This window comes from Chryseobacterium sp. HNCC26DJ240, from assembly GCF_057180485.1.
On the sequence record NZ_JBXUGK010000001.1, the window covers coordinates 163,089 to 178,037 of the forward strand.

General features: G+C 35.8%; 19 protein-coding genes. 12 read left to right on the forward strand and 7 right to left on the reverse strand.

Annotated elements, in window-relative coordinates:
* Window positions 1-16: 16 nt before the first annotated feature.
* From AC2A1G_RS00785 to AC2A1G_RS00805, 5 genes are all read left to right on the forward strand, one after another.
* Window positions 17-478, forward strand: a complete 462-nt coding sequence (locus AC2A1G_RS00785; protein ID WP_484045054.1) for a hypothetical protein — start codon at window positions 17-19, stop codon at window positions 476-478.
* A gap of 132 nt (window positions 479-610) precedes the next feature.
* Complete coding sequence (locus AC2A1G_RS00790) at window positions 611-796, forward strand: hypothetical protein (RefSeq protein WP_484045055.1); 186 nt, start codon at window positions 611-613, stop codon at window positions 794-796.
* A 240-nt stretch (window positions 797-1,036) separates the two neighbouring features.
* Window positions 1,037-2,212: an aspartate aminotransferase family protein gene (locus AC2A1G_RS00795; RefSeq protein WP_484045056.1), complete on the forward strand. Its 1,176-nt coding sequence runs from the start codon at window positions 1,037-1,039 to the stop codon at window positions 2,210-2,212.
* Between the two features lie 125 nt (window positions 2,213-2,337).
* Window positions 2,338-2,724 carry an START-like domain-containing protein gene (locus tag AC2A1G_RS00800; protein ID WP_056033608.1) on the forward strand — a complete coding sequence of 129 codons (387 nt, stop codon included), beginning with the start codon at window positions 2,338-2,340 and terminating at the stop codon, window positions 2,722-2,724.
* Between the two features lie 103 nt (window positions 2,725-2,827).
* The gene (locus tag AC2A1G_RS00805) at window positions 2,828-3,607 is read left to right on the forward strand and encodes an aminotransferase class IV (protein ID WP_484045490.1); all 780 of its coding nucleotides are present in this window, start codon (window positions 2,828-2,830) and stop codon (window positions 3,605-3,607) included.
* 80 nt (window positions 3,608-3,687) lie between these two features.
* Here AC2A1G_RS00805 and AC2A1G_RS00810 read toward each other — a convergent pair whose 3' ends face one another.
* Together AC2A1G_RS00810 and AC2A1G_RS00815 are read right to left on the reverse strand one after the other, a co-directional pair.
* Window positions 3,688-4,269, reverse strand: coding sequence for an N-acetylmuramoyl-L-alanine amidase family protein (locus AC2A1G_RS00810; protein ID WP_484045057.1), 582 nt, complete (start codon window positions 4,267-4,269; stop codon window positions 3,688-3,690).
* A gap of 105 nt (window positions 4,270-4,374) precedes the next feature.
* Window positions 4,375-4,923, reverse strand: a complete 549-nt coding sequence (locus AC2A1G_RS00815) for a YqgE/AlgH family protein (protein ID WP_484045058.1) — start codon at window positions 4,921-4,923, stop codon at window positions 4,375-4,377.
* A 24-nt stretch (window positions 4,924-4,947) separates the two neighbouring features.
* On the opposite strand from AC2A1G_RS00815, the gene pdxH reads away from it, so the two are divergent.
* The gene (pdxH, locus tag AC2A1G_RS00820; RefSeq protein WP_484045059.1) at window positions 4,948-5,589 is read left to right on the forward strand and encodes a pyridoxamine 5'-phosphate oxidase; all 642 of its coding nucleotides are present in this window, start codon (window positions 4,948-4,950) and stop codon (window positions 5,587-5,589) included.
* A gap of 65 nt (window positions 5,590-5,654) precedes the next feature.
* On the opposite strand, the gene AC2A1G_RS00825 is transcribed toward pdxH, so the two are convergent.
* Entirely contained in the window at window positions 5,655-5,957 is a 303-nt protein-coding gene (locus tag AC2A1G_RS00825) for an HU family DNA-binding protein (RefSeq protein ID WP_262151677.1), read from the reverse strand.
* A gap of 398 nt (window positions 5,958-6,355) precedes the next feature.
* On the opposite strand from AC2A1G_RS00825, the gene panD reads away from it, so the two are divergent.
* The 3 genes from panD to AC2A1G_RS00840 are packed head-to-tail and all read left to right on the forward strand — an operon-like array spanning window position 6,356 to window position 8,930.
* On the forward strand, window positions 6,356-6,706 hold the full coding sequence (gene panD / locus AC2A1G_RS00830; protein ID WP_056033595.1) for an aspartate 1-decarboxylase: 351 nt from the start codon (window positions 6,356-6,358) through the stop codon (window positions 6,704-6,706).
* Between the two features lie 5 nt (window positions 6,707-6,711).
* Complete coding sequence (locus AC2A1G_RS00835; protein WP_484045060.1) at window positions 6,712-7,791, forward strand: lysylphosphatidylglycerol synthase transmembrane domain-containing protein; 1,080 nt, start codon at window positions 6,712-6,714, stop codon at window positions 7,789-7,791.
* 56 nt (window positions 7,792-7,847) lie between these two features.
* Complete coding sequence (locus tag AC2A1G_RS00840; RefSeq protein WP_484045061.1) at window positions 7,848-8,930, forward strand: NAD(P)H-dependent flavin oxidoreductase; 1,083 nt, start codon at window positions 7,848-7,850, stop codon at window positions 8,928-8,930.
* A 169-nt stretch (window positions 8,931-9,099) separates the two neighbouring features.
* On the opposite strand, the gene AC2A1G_RS00845 is transcribed toward AC2A1G_RS00840, so the two are convergent.
* From AC2A1G_RS00845 to AC2A1G_RS00860, 4 genes are read right to left on the reverse strand one after another with little or no spacing between them, the layout of a single operon-like run.
* Window positions 9,100-10,440: a UDP-N-acetylmuramate--L-alanine ligase gene (locus tag AC2A1G_RS00845; protein WP_484045062.1), complete on the reverse strand. Its 1,341-nt coding sequence runs from the start codon at window positions 10,438-10,440 to the stop codon at window positions 9,100-9,102.
* Window positions 10,441-10,442: 2 nt separating this feature from the next.
* Entirely contained in the window at window positions 10,443-10,883 is a 441-nt protein-coding gene (locus tag AC2A1G_RS00850) for a hypothetical protein (protein WP_484045063.1), read from the reverse strand.
* A gap of 13 nt (window positions 10,884-10,896) precedes the next feature.
* Complete coding sequence (locus tag AC2A1G_RS00855; protein ID WP_484045064.1) at window positions 10,897-11,700, reverse strand: lysophospholipid acyltransferase family protein; 804 nt, start codon at window positions 11,698-11,700, stop codon at window positions 10,897-10,899.
* 26 nt (window positions 11,701-11,726) lie between these two features.
* Window positions 11,727-12,356 (reverse strand): NUDIX hydrolase, encoded by a 630-nt coding sequence (locus AC2A1G_RS00860; RefSeq protein ID WP_484045065.1) that lies wholly within the window; start codon window positions 12,354-12,356, stop codon window positions 11,727-11,729.
* Between the two features lie 232 nt (window positions 12,357-12,588).
* Between AC2A1G_RS00860 and AC2A1G_RS00865 the strand changes: the two genes are divergently transcribed.
* The 3 genes from AC2A1G_RS00865 to AC2A1G_RS00875 are packed head-to-tail and all read left to right on the forward strand — an operon-like array spanning window position 12,589 to window position 14,938.
* Entirely contained in the window at window positions 12,589-13,749 is a 1,161-nt protein-coding gene (locus tag AC2A1G_RS00865) for a hypothetical protein (RefSeq protein ID WP_484045066.1), read from the forward strand.
* Window positions 13,750-13,802: 53 nt separating this feature from the next.
* Entirely contained in the window at window positions 13,803-14,210 is a 408-nt protein-coding gene (locus AC2A1G_RS00870; RefSeq protein WP_484045067.1) for a hypothetical protein, read from the forward strand.
* A 2-nt stretch (window positions 14,211-14,212) separates the two neighbouring features.
* The gene (locus tag AC2A1G_RS00875; RefSeq protein WP_484045068.1) at window positions 14,213-14,938 is read left to right on the forward strand and encodes a CsgE family curli-type amyloid fiber assembly protein; all 726 of its coding nucleotides are present in this window, start codon (window positions 14,213-14,215) and stop codon (window positions 14,936-14,938) included.
* The last annotated feature ends 11 nt before the right edge of the window (window positions 14,939-14,949 follow it).

A 14,949-nucleotide genomic window follows, 5' to 3' on the forward strand; every position in this document is an offset into this window, starting at 1 on the left:
CAAAATATTCCTTATTATGCTTGCAGTTCTTTTCAGTAACTGCAAAGCACAAACAACGAGTGACTACATAACTTTTTATAATGATGTCGTACCTAAAATGAATTCAATTGTACCATACAAAACACAGTTTTACGGGCAGAATTTTTCTAACTTTTATAATGAATTAATCACCAAAAATATTCCTATTGTTGCTTTTGGATGCCTTTCTAAAAGTGATACATCACCTAAATATTATGTTCTGCATCTTTACCATGCGGATTCAGAATTTTGGGCTGCAGCATCAAAATACGATTATCAGTACCCTTGGATTGCCATAACGTTTGAAAGTGAAATCCCCAGTCAGATTAAAGATATGACTCTGCAAAGTCACGGACAATGGAACAATACTTTTTTGCAATTCTTTTCAAATATGAAGATTGAAAGTATTAAGTTTATCGGTGTGAGAGGATATGATAACCCTGATTATTCAGGTAAATAACCTAAATTACATGCAGTCCCCGCTCACAAGAACTGACACAAAATACTATGAACAGTTAAATCATTTTTATTTTACTAATGATGAAAAGTCTTTCTATGGCAACAAAATCATGAAAGACATTAAAGTATATCGATGAAACCAGCTTTTAAACTTCTAATTATTATTTGCCTTGTGGGATTTTCTCATAAGGCTTTTGCACAAATAGATACAACAAAAGTAATTACTGTAACGGGTGGGTTATGTGGAGGTAAGAAAAAAAAGAACTTTGAGAAAAAAATATTACTTATATTCAAAACAAGGAAAGGCTGGACACTTTAAGCTATCTAAAACAATTCGAAGTAAATAAAGCAAACTATATTGGTCAACCATTTTCAAAAATACTGAATGAGATGACCCAAATACAACCTAAAGCAGTATGGCCATCTCCGCTGCCGCACGAATCCTTTCGTGCGGCTTTTCTTTTAAAAAACCAATCTCGGAGCTTTTATTATCTCCCAATTTCTAAAACACTTTCCTCCCAATCTTATTATCTTTGCCCAACCATTTTTAAATAAAATCATGCAAAAGGAATTTTTTAAATATCAGGCACAGACTACGCAGTTTGCCGCAGGTTTTGAAGTTGAAAAAGCAGTAGGAAGTTACATCTACGGAACCGACGGCAGAAAATATCTTGATTTTGTAGCCGGAGTTTCTGCCAATACTTTGGGGCACTCTCATCCGAAAGTCGTCAGTGCCATTAAAGCGCAGGCAGAAAAATACCTTCACGTCATGGTTTACGGAGAATATGCTCAGGAAAAACCGGTTGCGCTTTGTCAGCTTTTAGCAGAATCCGTTCCTGATCCTTTGGAAGTGACCTACCTTGTCAACAGTGGTGCAGAAGCCATTGACGGTGCTTTAAAATTAGCAAAAAGATATACCGGAAGAGAGGAAATTATCTCCATGAAAGACGCTTACCATGGCAATACCCACGGTGCACTCTCTGTTGCAGGAAATGAATATCACAAAAGAGAATTCCGACCATTGCTGCCGATGGTGAATTTTATTGAATTTAATAATGAAACAGATTTCTCTAAAATCACGGATAAAACAGCTTGTGTTATTGCCGAAACAATTCAGGGAGCAGCAGGGTTTCTGATGCCTTCGGAGAACTATTTTAGAAATCTTAAAAAACGTTGTGAAGAAGTTGGTGCTCTTTTAATTTTAGATGAAATTCAGCCGGGCTTTGGACGAACGGGAAAATTATTTGCCTTCGAACATTTTGGAATTGTTCCAGATATTCTCGTGATGGGTAAAGGGATGGGCGGTGGCGTTCCGGTAGGTGCTTTTATGACTTCCAAAGAAATTATGGAGACGTTGTCTCACTCACCTAAACTGGGTCACATTACAACATTCGGAGGAAATCCGCTGATTGCAGCTTCAAGTCACGTTACTTTAAAAGAAGTTCTGGAAAGTGGTTTGATGAATGAGACTGATGCCAAAGAAAAACTTTTCAGAGAACTTCTGGTTCATCCTAAAATTAAGAATATCAACGGTAAAGGTTTAATGCTTGCCGTAAATTTAGGTTCACCTGACTTCACAATTCATATTGCTAAAAAATGCATGGAAAAAGGTCTGATTGTTTTTTGGCAGCTTTACAGAAATGAATACATGAGAATTTCACCACCATTAACGATTTCTGAAGATGAAATCAGGGAAGGATGTGCGGTTATTCTGGAAGCTTTAAATGAAAATTAACCGTCAGTAAAAGCTTTGCAAAGTGTTATGATAAAAATCATAAACCTTTTATAAAAAAGTAACCTCTGTTTTGTTAAATAAAAAAATTAATTTATATATTGCGACACGATTAAAACAGAGAATATATGGCGAAAAATAAAGTCCATTATGAGTTTCCAATGCACTGTCTGTCAGAGATTTTATATGAATATCTGGCTACAGCAGAGGGCTTGTCAGAATGGTTTGCAGAGGATGTGGTAGAGAAGGGAGACGATTTCTTTTTCAGCTGGGGCGGTGGTCCTGCTGAAAAGGCTACGCTGATCAGATATAAGCCTGAAGGTTTTGTGCGTTTCAGATGGGAAGAGGATGAAGGAACCAAAAATTTCTTTGAAATGACCATTACAATTGATGATATTACAGAAGATTTAGCTCTTAATATTACCGATTTCTGCGAAGAAGGAGATGAGGAAGAAAACGCAATGTACTGGGAAAATCTGATCGAAAATCTCAGAATAAAATTAGGCGCTGCTTAAGAATAAAATATCAATGGATAAAACTGATGAACGATTTATCGTTCATTATTTTTTTAGCTAAATCAAAGAAAAATTGAAAAATTATACTTTTACTTCCGGTGCGATGGAAGAAGCCAACAGAGCTTTTACTTTGGGTGATGCCGTGAAAGTTTCTTTTTTTATCAGAAATTCCAAGCTGATTATCGATGAAGAATGCTATTTCTTTTTAATGGCATCCATGCGGAAAATGAGACTTAATATTCCTTTAAGTTATACATTAGAGTTTTTTCAGAATCTTTTCAATACCGAAGTTATTCAGGGAAAATCTGTACCAAACGGAATCATCAATTTTTTGGCTTTCAGAAATAATGATGGAATAACGCTTTCAAAATCTTCCGTTTCTTATTTTTACGAAGTTTCGGAAGTGAATGATGTTTTAGACATTCATCAACGGTCACTTGAAATGGATCTGATTAAAGAAATCAACGTCAACACCAATCTTTTAAGCAATATCAGAGTGCATTCTCCTGAAAATATTTATGGAAGCATTTACGCTGAAGAAAATGATTTGGATGATGTGATTTTTCTGAATCCCAATAAGAGAATTGCCAGAACCACATTGGGAAATCTTCTTTTCTTGGAAGAAGACACCATTAAAATCCCAAAACATACGGAAGGTGCTTACATTTCGCCGCTGCTTGAAAATTTTGTAACGTTTTTAGATAAAAATAAACTGGTAACGATTCAGGAAAGCGAAATGATTGCTTTCGAATCTCAAAAAGCGGAAGAGATCTTATTAATTTCCGATGAAAAAGGAATTTTTTCAGTCGGAAAAATTCGAAATAAAACCTTCACCAACTCAAGATTTACAGCATTGGTAAATCAGTGGAAAGCTGGTTTCTGATAATTGACAAACCCGGTAAACAACGTTTCAAGTCCTTTACCGGGTTTTTTTCTGAGCTGGTCAGAATTGTATTTTTAAATTTATAAATCGCTGAAAATCTTTCCAAACTTAGCCGCAACCTCTTTCTGTCCCTCTTCGCTCGACAGGTATTTTCTGTCTTTTGTACTGTTGATGAAGCCTAGCTCAACCAACACAGCAGGAGATTTCGATTCCCTTAATATATGAAGATTTTTCTCTTCGATATTACATTCACCAAGATTTTTAGAAATAATTTTCGCTAAATTTTTTGATTCTTCAGAAGATTGGGTAAAGATCTCATGTCCTGATCTTAGAGATTCAGGCTTTGCAGTGCTATTTATGTGGAGTGAAATAACGGCAGCAGGATTCAGTCGGTTGATTTTTTCTGTTCTCTCTGCTAAGGAAATATTTTCATCAGCAGTTCTCGTCATAATGATTTCATAGTTCTCATTCTTTTTGTTGAGATTTACGATTTCATGAGCGATATTCAGAACCAGATCTTTTTCGAAAATATTTTCTCTGTTAGTCCCGAGATCATTTCCTCCATGGCCTGCATCAAGAATGATGATTTTCTTATTGGGAGGTGTGAAAGATAAAAAAGATGCTGCAAAAAGAGCACAGCCAAAAAGTTTAAGTGCCTTCATTCCAATTAGAATTTTATTTATCCAAATAACGTGAAACCTTTCTTAAAACTGCGTTAAAAACTACTTAAAAAAATGTTAATATTTGAATTTCAATCTATTGTAGATCTAATTCATTGAAATATCTTCAGGCGAATTAGCCCAAAGCAGAAATTCACCACCCAGATTTTGCATAATAGATTTCCACAAAGTCTGATCGTTTGGCAGCGTGTAATCCAGATTATAAACATCCACAACTGTCCAGACTTTGTTTGATATTTCATTCTCCAACTGACCTGCAGACCAGCCGGAATATCCTGAAAATATCTTAAAATCATTCACGCTGAGTTTGTTGGTCAAAACAGAGGCGATTACATTTTCCACATCTTCGGTAAGATAAAACTCATTTGTAATTTCGGAATAGTTTTCGGTAACTTTTTCACCTTTGATAATGAAGAAAACCTTATCATTTTCCACGGGACCGCCATCGTAAACATCGATTTTAAATTCAAAAAGGCTTTTGAACCGTGTGCTTATTTTGGAATTTTTTTTGTTGAGAATAAGCCCAAAGCTTCCACTCTCATCGTGATCGATTATGAGCACCACAGACCGGGAAAAAATATCGCCCGAAATATCAGGTGTAGAGATTAATATTTTACCTTTGTAAGCGTAATTCATACTCAAATGTAATAAAAATTTTTTATGGAAAATCTGCACGACAGGAGAAAAATTTACGAAAAATCACAACTTATTGAAAATGAGATTAAACAAAATCCTTTTGAGCAGTTCAGAGACTGGTTTTTGGAGGCTACAGACAATCCTGCGGTATCAGAATCCAACGCAATGTCTGTGTCTACGGTAGAAGCAGACGGTTGCCCGAGGAGCAGAATGGTTCTTCTGAAATCTTACAGTCACGAAGGTTTTGTTTTTTACACCAATTACGACAGCCGAAAAGGAAAGTCTATTGAGAAAACGCATAAAGCCTGTCTTCATTTTTTCTGGCCGTCACTGGAAAGACAGATTATCATTAAAGCAGATCTAGAGCGTGTTGCTGAGAATTTAAGCGACGGATATTTTCATTCCAGACCAAAAGGAAGTCAGTTGGGAGCGGCGGTTTCACCTCAGAGCGAAATTATTCCCAACCGTGAGTTTCTTGAAGAAAAACTAAAAAATCTTCAGGAGGAATTTAAAGATAAAGAAATCCCCAGACCCGAAAACTGGGGCGGTTATATTGCAAAACCCTACGAAATTGAGTTCTGGCAGGGAAGACCCAACCGTTTACACGATAGAATTATATACCGGTTGGAAGACTTAGACTGGCAAATTTCACGTTTGGCTCCTTAATTTTTACTTTTACAGCACAAAAAAACCTCATCAAACGATGAGGTTAATTTTTTATAATCAGGTGATTATTTCTTCTTCTTCTTATCACTTGCACCGGCAACGGCAGTAGCAAGCTCAGCACCCGCTTTAAACTTAGCTACTTTCTTGGCAGCGATTTTGATTGGCATCTTAGTAGCAGGGTTAATTCCTTGTCTTGCAGCTCTTTCAGCTACAGAAAAGGTGCCGAAACCTACTAATGAGATTTTTCCGTCTTTCTGCTGTAACGTAGAAGTTACGTTGGTCATAAAAGATTCTAAAGCAGCTTTTGCTGCAACTTTAGTAATTCCTGCATCCTTTGCAATTGCGTCGATTAATTCAGACTTGTTCATAATTTGTAATATTAAAAGTTAGTTTGTTATAAAAGCAAATTTAATACAATTTTCATATTGTGCAAATTTTTTGATAAAACTTATTGAAATTTTCATAAAACTCAAAAATTCGTTACATTTTGCTAATTTGAAAATTGCCGAAAAATACGCATTTACAGCGGCTAAAATTGTGCCAAATGCCCTAAACATAATGTTTTACAGATTGTATTCAATTTTATTATAAATTTATTAAATCCTAAATCGGTATAATTTGTTAATGAATATTAAAATATGTTTGAAAATCTTTTAATATAACTGTATTATAGGTTAATTTTCATTAATTATAATAAGTTTAAAATCATCTTTTCTGACTGGTTATAAAGAGTTACATTTTGGAAAATTATTAATAAATTTGCACCATGTTTATAGAAGTTTTCAAATCTAAAATTCACAGGGTAAGAGTTACAGCTTCAGACCTTAATTATATAGGAAGTATTACCATTGATGAGGATCTTATTGATGCTGCCGGATTGGTAGTAGGAGAGAGGGTTTATATCGTAAATGTGAATAATGGCGAGCGTTTTGACACTTACGTTATCAAAGGAAAAAGAAAATCCGGAGAGGTTTGTCTGAATGGTCCTGCAGCAAGAAAAGTACAGCGTGACGATATTATCATCATCATTGCTTATGCTCAGATGAGCCCTGAAGAAGCCAGGGATTTCCAGCCAAAAATTGTTTTTCCTGACGAAAAAACAAATCTTCTTACCTAAAACGAATGGAAGAGAAGAAAAAAAGTCCCCTCAAAAGTTTTACAACGATCCTTATTTCATTGGCTTTTGCAGCTTTCTTTTTATGGTATGCTACAAAAGGACTTGATTTTAAGGCTATTCAAAAATCCCTGTCCAAAGCAAATTATTGGTGGGTAGCTTTCGCCGGTGTTTTCGGTTTGTTGGCGTACTGGTTTCGTGCCGTTCGCTGGAATCTGCTGTTGGAGCCGATGGGTCACAAAATCTCCAGTGCAAACGCTTTGTGGAGCATCTCTTTCGGATATCTGATGAATCTTACCATCCCAAGAAGTGGGGAAGTGGCTCGTGCTACAGCTTTGTATGGAGTCGAAAAAGTTCCTGTAAGCAAATCTGTCGGCACAATTATTTTGGAAAGAGTGATAGATCTTGTCTGTATGATGGGTTTCCTTCTTTTAACGGTAATTTTTAAATTTGATACCATTATTTCTTTTTATGATTACGTCACTGCTAAAAAAGAAACAACTACAGAAAAACACATTCCAAGCGGTTTCGAAGAGTTTTTGATGAAGATTGGGGTACAGGATTTTGCATTCTTCTATATGACTGTCAAAATTTTTGTGGCTATACTTTTTGTGGCTGTTGTGGTCTATTTGATTAAATTTAAAAAAGCACAGCTCATTAATTTTGCCAAAGGGATTTGGGAGGGGATTGCCTCCGTTTCAAAATTAGAGCAAAAAGGAAAATTTATTTTCTACACTTTGGCTATTTGGATTTCCTATTATTTTGCAGCCTATCTGGTTTGTTTCGCTCTTCCGGAAACTTCTGATTTTACCTTTGCTGATGGCTTTTTCATCATTGTTGTCGGTACTTTAGGAATGATTGTTCCTGCCAGCGGAGGAATTGGTGCTTTTAATCTTGCCATGAAATATGGTTTTATGACGCTATTTCTCGCCATGGGTAAAGATGGCGATGCAGGTGGCGAATTGGGCATTACTTACTCATTTATATCTCTACCGCTGCAATTATTTTTAATGATGATTATGGGGGCAATTTCCATAGTAATGTTGGCAAAAGAAAGAAACCGGGTTGTTGCCAACTCCGAGAATTAATTTTAAACCCAAGAAATTCTTATTTAAAATTTTTAATTTTACTGAAACCGATTTTTATGCATTTAAAAAACGATCTCAGTAAGAAACTTCGTACTCAATTTCCAATTATTCAGGCGCCGATGTTTGGGGTAAGTACTCCGGAAATGGCTGCGGCAGCGAATATTGCTGGCTGTCTTGGTTCTTTGGCTTTGGCAGATTTGTCCGCTGAAAAATCTTTAGAACAAATTCAAAAAACGAAAAAACTCACCAATCGTGATTTTGCCGTCAATATTTTCGTTCATCAAATTCCTGAGGTTAATGAAAAACTGAAAAGCGATTTTTCTAAAACTAAAATGTTTTTGGAAAATTTCGCTTTAGAAAATAATATTCAAGTTCAGTTACCTGATTTTGACGATATTAAACTAAATTCTTACCACGAACAGATTGATGCAGTAATCTCTGAAAAATGCAGAATCTTAAGTTTCACGTTTGGAAATTTAGATTCTGAAAGTATTCTTAAACTAAAAAATAATAACGTCCTTGTCATTGGAACCTGCACTTCTATTGAGGAAGCAAAAGAGCTTGAAAATTCCGGAATCGACATTATTTGTGTTCAGGGTTGGGAAGCTGGTGGACATCGTGGAAGTTTCGATGATGAAAATATTCCGCAGATTGGCGGTTTTTCTTTACTAGCGCAGGTTTTTGATGCGGTAAAAGTTCCTCTGATTTACGCAGGCGGAATTTATAATGCCCAGACTTTAAATGCTGCAAAAGATTTGGGAGCTCAGGGATTTCAGATTGGAAGTATGCTTTTGGCTTCTCAGGAAAGTGCCCTACAAGATTTTGAAAAACACCGTTTGTTTAAAGTAAAAGAGGACGAGATTATTCTGACGAAATCTTTTTCCGGAAGATTTGCGCGGGGAATTCAAAATACTTTTACAAAAACGCTGGATGAGTCTTCTTACATCCTTCCGTATCCTTACATGAACAAACTGACCGGTGCATTCAGAACCGCTGCAAGAGAAGCCAAAAATGCCGAATTTGTCAATCTTTGGCTGGGACAGTCCATTCAAAAATACAGTAAAGATTTTACGGAAGTTATTTTAAAAAATTTTATTCAGGACTGCGAATCTTTTAACGAAAAAATCCCTTTCAAATGAGAAAAGGATTTTGAATTTTATATAAATTTAGACTTTAATAAGTTCGAACTATTAATTATCAATACTAATTGATTTACATATAACTTAATTTTCATCTTTGATGAAACTCAAACAATCTTAATCAATTATCTTAAAATTTTAATAACCTTAATGGTTTAAAATCTAAAACTTATTTCGTTAAATCAAGTCCGCCGAAATTCCCCGAACTCATCATCATATAAACACCTTCGGTTTTATCTAAAGTATTCCAGTACTCATGAAGATCTTCAGCGTTTGTAAAGACTTTCAGATTTTCATTTTTAAACTTTTCCTTAATCAATTCAGGAGAAATAGCTTCCATCCTTTTGATTTTCAAAGCGTCTTCAGAATAAAAAACTACCGCATCTTCCGATCCGTCCATCGCATGATCATATTGCTCCAAAAATACAGGATTCAGACTTGAATACGTATGAAGCTCAAGAAAAGCATGTTTTTTTTCATTTTTAAACTGCTCGCAGAACGCTTTTACAGCAGCTTTTACTTTACTTGGTGCGTGTGCAAAGTCTTTGTAAAGGGTTCCGCCGTCATTTCTTTCCACCTTCTCCAGACGTTTTGAAGCACCTTTAAAACTCATGATTGCTTCATAGAATTCTTCATCCATAATGCCTAAAGTGTGGCAAATATGTCTTGCTCCTTCAAGGTTTAATAAATTGTGAGCTCCAAAAACAGAAAGCGGAACATCGCCCATCACATCGGTTTTGAGTAAAACTTTTCCGTTGCTGATTTCGTATTCAGGAGTTCTGTAAGGCATTTTTCTGAAATAATTTTCAGCATTTTCCACTACTTTTACGACTTCGGCATCTTCTTCATTATAAACCAAAACTCCACCAGGCGTAATGCTTGCTACAAATTTTCTGAACTGCTCGATATAATCGTCAAACGTTTTAAAAACATTAATGTGATCCCATGCAATACCGCTCAGCAAGGCGATATTTGGCTGGTACAATAAAAATTTTGAACGTAAATCAATAGGAGAAGATAGATACTCGTCACCTTCCAAAACCATAAAATCGTTGTCTTGGGTAAGTTTTACCATACAGTCAAAACCTTCCAATTGTGCACCAACCATGTAATCTACATCTTTCTGATGAAAATTGAGGACGTGCAAAATCATTGATGTAATCGTAGTTTTCCCATGAGATCCGGCGATGACAACTCTGGTTTTGTTTTTAGCCTGTTCGTAAAGAAATTCAGGATAAGAATATATTTTTAAACCTAATTCTTTTGCCTTTGCCAGTTCAGGATTATCGTTGTGGGCATGCATTCCCAAAATAACAGCGTCGATATCCGAAGTGATTTTTTCCGGAAACCAACCCAATTCTTCGGGAAGAATATTTTTGTTTTCGAGTCTTGATCTTGAAGGTTCAAAAATAGCATCGTCTGATCCGGTTACCTGATATCCTTTATCTTTAAGAGCGATGGCTAAATTATGCATCGCACTTCCACCAATGGCAATGAAATGGGTTTTCAAAATTATTTTGTCTTATTTACGTTGTTGTCTATGATTTTCTGGAAAACTTCTACTACATTTTCCCATTTGGTCTGATCTACAGCCATTATGAGGCTTGCGTCTGTTTTGCTTCCGGAGTTTTCGCCTTTTTTTACAGTAATAATCACTGCAGGTTTGTCGTAGATTTTTTTTCGGTCTTCAATGATTTTTCTGAATTGATTTTCACCTAAAACTTTGTCGATATTCTGAAGTTCAGCATCAGTAATTTTAAACTTTTTTCTGGTTTTCTTCCCATTAGACTCAAGTGAATAATAGACCTTGTTGTCTTTTATCAAAAGATTTTCGTAGGCAGACAATTTCCCGCCACTTTTGGAGTAGCTAAAGTCGAATTCTGAAAACGCTTTTTGCGTATTACAGGAAATGAGAAAAGTGAGTATCAGAAAAACTGAGAATATTTTTTTCATTTTTTTTTAAAATTTAAGAATTATCCTGTTGCGATTTCTTAGCTGCTTTCAGCTCTTCATCGTAGGTGTGAAGGATGTTGAAATCTTCGGTCTGCTCAATAGCAGTCATTATTTTGAGAAGAATGTCGTGAGAATTTTCTTTGTCGTAATCAATGTCCAGTGGCGCTTTGAATTCCATGGTTGGTTTTACTCCGGTTACTTTTACACGAAGCCCTTTTTTGTCAAACGCTCTTCTGAAGCCATTTATTTTTATTGGAATTACAATCGGTCGCTGGTTTTTCACCAGTTTTGCGGTTCCACGTCTTCCCTGAGCAAAAGCAGCCGTTGTACCTTGCGGAAATGTAGCTACCCAGCCATTCTGTAAAGCTTTCATAATGTTGTCAACCTCTGTAAGGTCTACCATTCTGTTGACATTTTTTCCTTCTGCTCTCCAGGTTCTTTTTACGGTAACTGCTCCGGCAACTTTGAAAATTTTAGGTAAAATCCCTTTATTCATTGTCTCTTCGGCAGCTACGTAATAAAAGTCGATTTTGGGATTAAGAAGGTAAATTGGGTTTTTGATGGTATCTAAATATCCGTTGTTTACCGAGCAAAATGCGTGGTACATTGCAGCCACATCAGCAAAATAGGTCTGATGGTTGGATACAAAAAGTACATTGGAATCCGGAAGATCCACCAAATGCTCTGTTCCTGTGATTTTAAGTTTGTTAAAACCATTAAATCTTCTATAGGAAACGATACCGAGAATAAAGATGATAATCCTTTTTAAAAAGTAAGGAGTTCCGAATGCATCGGTAAATATATTTTTTTTGGCCATGCTTCAGTAAAAACGATTGTGCAAAGTTACATTTTTTTAAGTAATTGGCTGAATTCGCTCAATATCATTGCAGTTGCACCCCAAATGATGTATCCGTTGAAATTGATTACCGGAACTTCTTTCCCGCCGGCGGCATCAAGCGACATCAGTTCGGGTGTATCGGGTAAATTTAAAAATGAAGAGATAGGAAATTCTATCACTTCCACAGCTTCACTTTCCTGAAGAATAAATTCGGGATTTCTTTTGGAATAGGAAATGAACGGATAAACATAAAAATTACTCGGAGGAATGTAAATTGGTGACATTTCACGGATAATTCTTACGTAAGGTTTTTCCAAACCTATTTCTTCGGAAGTTTCGCGGATGGCTGTTTCGGCAAAATCTCTGTCGAGTTCTTCTCTTTTTCCTCCCGGTAAAGATATTTGTCCGCTATGTCTGTCTCTTTGATTTTCTGTACGTTGAATAAGTGGAAAATACCATTCATCATCTTTTAAATAAATCACAATATTGACAGCTGCAAATTTTGGATTTTTTTCTAAAACCTGCTCGTAGGTAAAAACAGGACGTGATGGGGGTGAAAAAATGCCATGTGCATATTCACCGCTGAGCTCTGTCTTTTTAATTTTATTTAAAAGGTCTTTTCCGAAACTTTTCATAGGGTAAAAATAATAATATAAGATAGAAAATCCGAGATAAAGTTTTTCAAATAACGTACCGTATTTCTACGGTTAAAAATATAACGGTTTACCGTTACTATGGTATGACTGAAATCTTTGTAATAAGTAACTGAAACAGTGATTTTTAAAATTTACCGTTTAGACATGATTTTTTGCATAGCTGGGAAAAGTAGATTTGTAGAAGTTTAAAACCATAAAAAATTAAAAAAAAATGAAAAAATTAGTAACCGGTGCTTTTGCACTATTAGCAGTGAGCGCTACGTATGCTCAGGCTTTAAGTAATGAAAGTAAGTCTAATCAAAGTGGAAGTAATAATACATTAGATGTTACTCAGGAACGAAGAACTATAAATCCTAACAGTTCAAAGAATATCAGTGACTTTGTGCAAAGTGGAGATAATAACAAAGGAGTTGTTTTTCAAAGACAATCAGGTAACGAAAATACTACTAAGCAGTATTTTAATCATAACGACGCAAATACATATCAAAATGGTTGGGCCAATGAAGTTACTCAAAATCAGTACTCTACTGCAACGTCTTTAGCGGAAAAAAACACAGTAAAGGCTACACAAACTACTACTAATGCTGACATTACTCAAAATCAATATTGGGGAAAAAACAACAGCAGTACCGCTACACAGACTGGTGGTAGAGACGGTATGATAGTGCAAAGTCAGTACAATTCTATGAACACTGCCGTAGCTACTCAAACTGATCAGGGTGTAGCTTGGAACACTCCTAAAAGTACGATTTCGCAGACTCAGATTCAGACAGGTTCTATGACCAATTCTGCAACTGCGACACAAGAGAAAGGGGCGTTAGCTAATTCTGTAGACAACCGTATTACTCAGGCTCAGAATGGATCTGGCAACACAGTAATGGCTTATCAAAGAGGAGATACGAATAAAGCAGACCAAATTCAGGGTGGTGAATCAAATACAAGTAATTTATACCAAATTGGTAATGCCAATACTGCCGCACAAAATGCTTACGGAACCAACGGAACTCAGCATGGTGATCAATCTGGAAACAATAATACATTAACCATGAATCAAAATTCTGGTGATTTAAATAAAGCATGGTCATACCAGTGGACTTCTAATAATACTGCTACTGTTACACAAGCAGGAGTTGGCGGTAACGAATCCAGAACTTATCAGCACGTTGGGAATTTAAATAATCTTACCGTTAGCCAGAATGGAACAGATAACAAATCTTATGCAGAGCAAAAAGGTGACAACAACTATTTGTCAACTACTCAAGGGGGTAGCCTAAACGATGCTAAGGTATTTCAATACAACACAACGCAATCACATATCGGAGTACAGCAAGGTAGTGGAAATTCTATTGTAGTAACACAATCTAACTATTAGAGTTTCTTCAAATGTATAGGAGAGCAATCTCCTATACATTATATTTTTTTGAAATGAAAAAACTGGCTTACATATCAACACTGCTTTTTTTCTGCACTTTTTTTAAGGCACAGAAAAATATTTCATTCGAAGAGCTTAATTCTCAGAATGTATTACAGCTTTTTGGTGTAGGCAATTCTACTGTGAATGCAGCAACGGGTTTCAATTCAAATGTTGTGCAGATTGGGAACAATAATGAAGTGCAGATTTATGATCTTAATCCTAAGCAGGTTTCTATAAGCCAGATTGGGAATGAAAATAAAACAGTTTTCATCAATACTTCCAACAAACCCAGTGAGGCAACCATCAATTCCGTAGGCAACAAAAACTATGTGGATATGGTGGGCAGCAACAGCATCTCAGAAAATATGAAAATCAATATCAGAGACAACAACATGATTATTTTTATCAGAAATTATTAATAATGAAAATTAAATTTCTATGGATAATCTCAATACTTTTTTACTGTAATTTTCTCTCACAGACTAAAACTGAGAAAGGCTTTCAAGCCAAAATAATTACAGAAAGCGCAGACGGTCTTTACAATATAATTGCTACAGCAGAAAATCAATCAGATTTCCATTACCCAATAAATTATATTCTGCTATCAATTAAAAGAGGAGCCAGTGGCAACACCTCTTCCAACAAACAGGAAGGCAAATTTGTCGTAAAACCAAAAGAAACTTTAAAACTTTCTGAGGTGAAAACCAACCTCGACAAACAGGATGTTCTCAAGGTTTTTCTTTTTATCAAAGACGAAGAAAGCGATAAGGTGATTTCTAAAGACAGTCTAGAGATACGACCGGAAAAAATTGCTCAGAACAGTACAAAATCATTATCTGAAAACGATATCGAGCTAGCGGGGCTTACCATAGACGATACCAGAAGCAGAAACGGTAAGTACTACTACGATCAGTTTTACATGAAGTATCTGCAGACCGATGAGAAATTTCCCGGCACTGTAAAAATCATTGAGATCCCAGGATTAGGACAGAGTACCAGAATTTCCGTATTGTACAACGAGCAGGAAATTTATCTCTTCAACACATCTCCGGATGAGGAAGCGATGAATCAGGAAGCTCAGACTACTTTAGAGATTCTCAAAGAAATGATTCTTCCAAAGAATGAATTGTTAAGAAGTTCAACCTAAAAACTTTAAAA

Excerpts from the sequence above, each read along its gene's own strand:
- AC2A1G_RS00785 (WP_484045054.1), top strand. The coding sequence starts at position 17 with ATGCTTGCAGTTCTTTTCAGTAACTGCAAAGCACAAACAACGAGTGAC.
- AC2A1G_RS00790 (WP_484045055.1), top strand. The coding sequence starts at position 611 with ATGAAACCAGCTTTTAAACTTCTAATTATTATTTGCCTTGTGGGATTT.
- AC2A1G_RS00795 (WP_484045056.1), top strand. The coding sequence starts at position 1,037 with ATGCAAAAGGAATTTTTTAAATATCAGGCACAGACTACGCAGTTTGCC.
- AC2A1G_RS00800 (WP_056033608.1), top strand. The coding sequence starts at position 2,338 with ATGGCGAAAAATAAAGTCCATTATGAGTTTCCAATGCACTGTCTGTCA.
- AC2A1G_RS00805 (WP_484045490.1), top strand. The coding sequence starts at position 2,828 with ATGGAAGAAGCCAACAGAGCTTTTACTTTGGGTGATGCCGTGAAAGTT.
- AC2A1G_RS00810 (WP_484045057.1), bottom strand. The coding sequence starts at position 4,269 with ATGAAGGCACTTAAACTTTTTGGCTGTGCTCTTTTTGCAGCATCTTTT.
- AC2A1G_RS00815 (WP_484045058.1), bottom strand. The coding sequence starts at position 4,923 with ATGAATTACGCTTACAAAGGTAAAATATTAATCTCTACACCTGATATT.
- pdxH (WP_484045059.1), top strand. The coding sequence starts at position 4,948 with ATGGAAAATCTGCACGACAGGAGAAAAATTTACGAAAAATCACAACTT.
- AC2A1G_RS00825 (WP_262151677.1), bottom strand. The coding sequence starts at position 5,957 with ATGAACAAGTCTGAATTAATCGACGCAATTGCAAAGGATGCAGGAATT.
- panD (WP_056033595.1), top strand. The coding sequence starts at position 6,356 with ATGTTTATAGAAGTTTTCAAATCTAAAATTCACAGGGTAAGAGTTACA.
- AC2A1G_RS00835 (WP_484045060.1), top strand. The coding sequence starts at position 6,712 with ATGGAAGAGAAGAAAAAAAGTCCCCTCAAAAGTTTTACAACGATCCTT.
- AC2A1G_RS00840 (WP_484045061.1), top strand. The coding sequence starts at position 7,848 with ATGCATTTAAAAAACGATCTCAGTAAGAAACTTCGTACTCAATTTCCA.
- AC2A1G_RS00850 (WP_484045063.1), bottom strand. The coding sequence starts at position 10,883 with ATGAAAAAAATATTCTCAGTTTTTCTGATACTCACTTTTCTCATTTCC.
- AC2A1G_RS00855 (WP_484045064.1), bottom strand. The coding sequence starts at position 11,700 with ATGGCCAAAAAAAATATATTTACCGATGCATTCGGAACTCCTTACTTT.
- AC2A1G_RS00860 (WP_484045065.1), bottom strand. The coding sequence starts at position 12,356 with ATGAAAAGTTTCGGAAAAGACCTTTTAAATAAAATTAAAAAGACAGAG.
- AC2A1G_RS00865 (WP_484045066.1), top strand. The coding sequence starts at position 12,589 with ATGAAAAAATTAGTAACCGGTGCTTTTGCACTATTAGCAGTGAGCGCT.
- AC2A1G_RS00870 (WP_484045067.1), top strand. The coding sequence starts at position 13,803 with ATGAAAAAACTGGCTTACATATCAACACTGCTTTTTTTCTGCACTTTT.
- AC2A1G_RS00875 (WP_484045068.1), top strand. The coding sequence starts at position 14,213 with ATGAAAATTAAATTTCTATGGATAATCTCAATACTTTTTTACTGTAAT.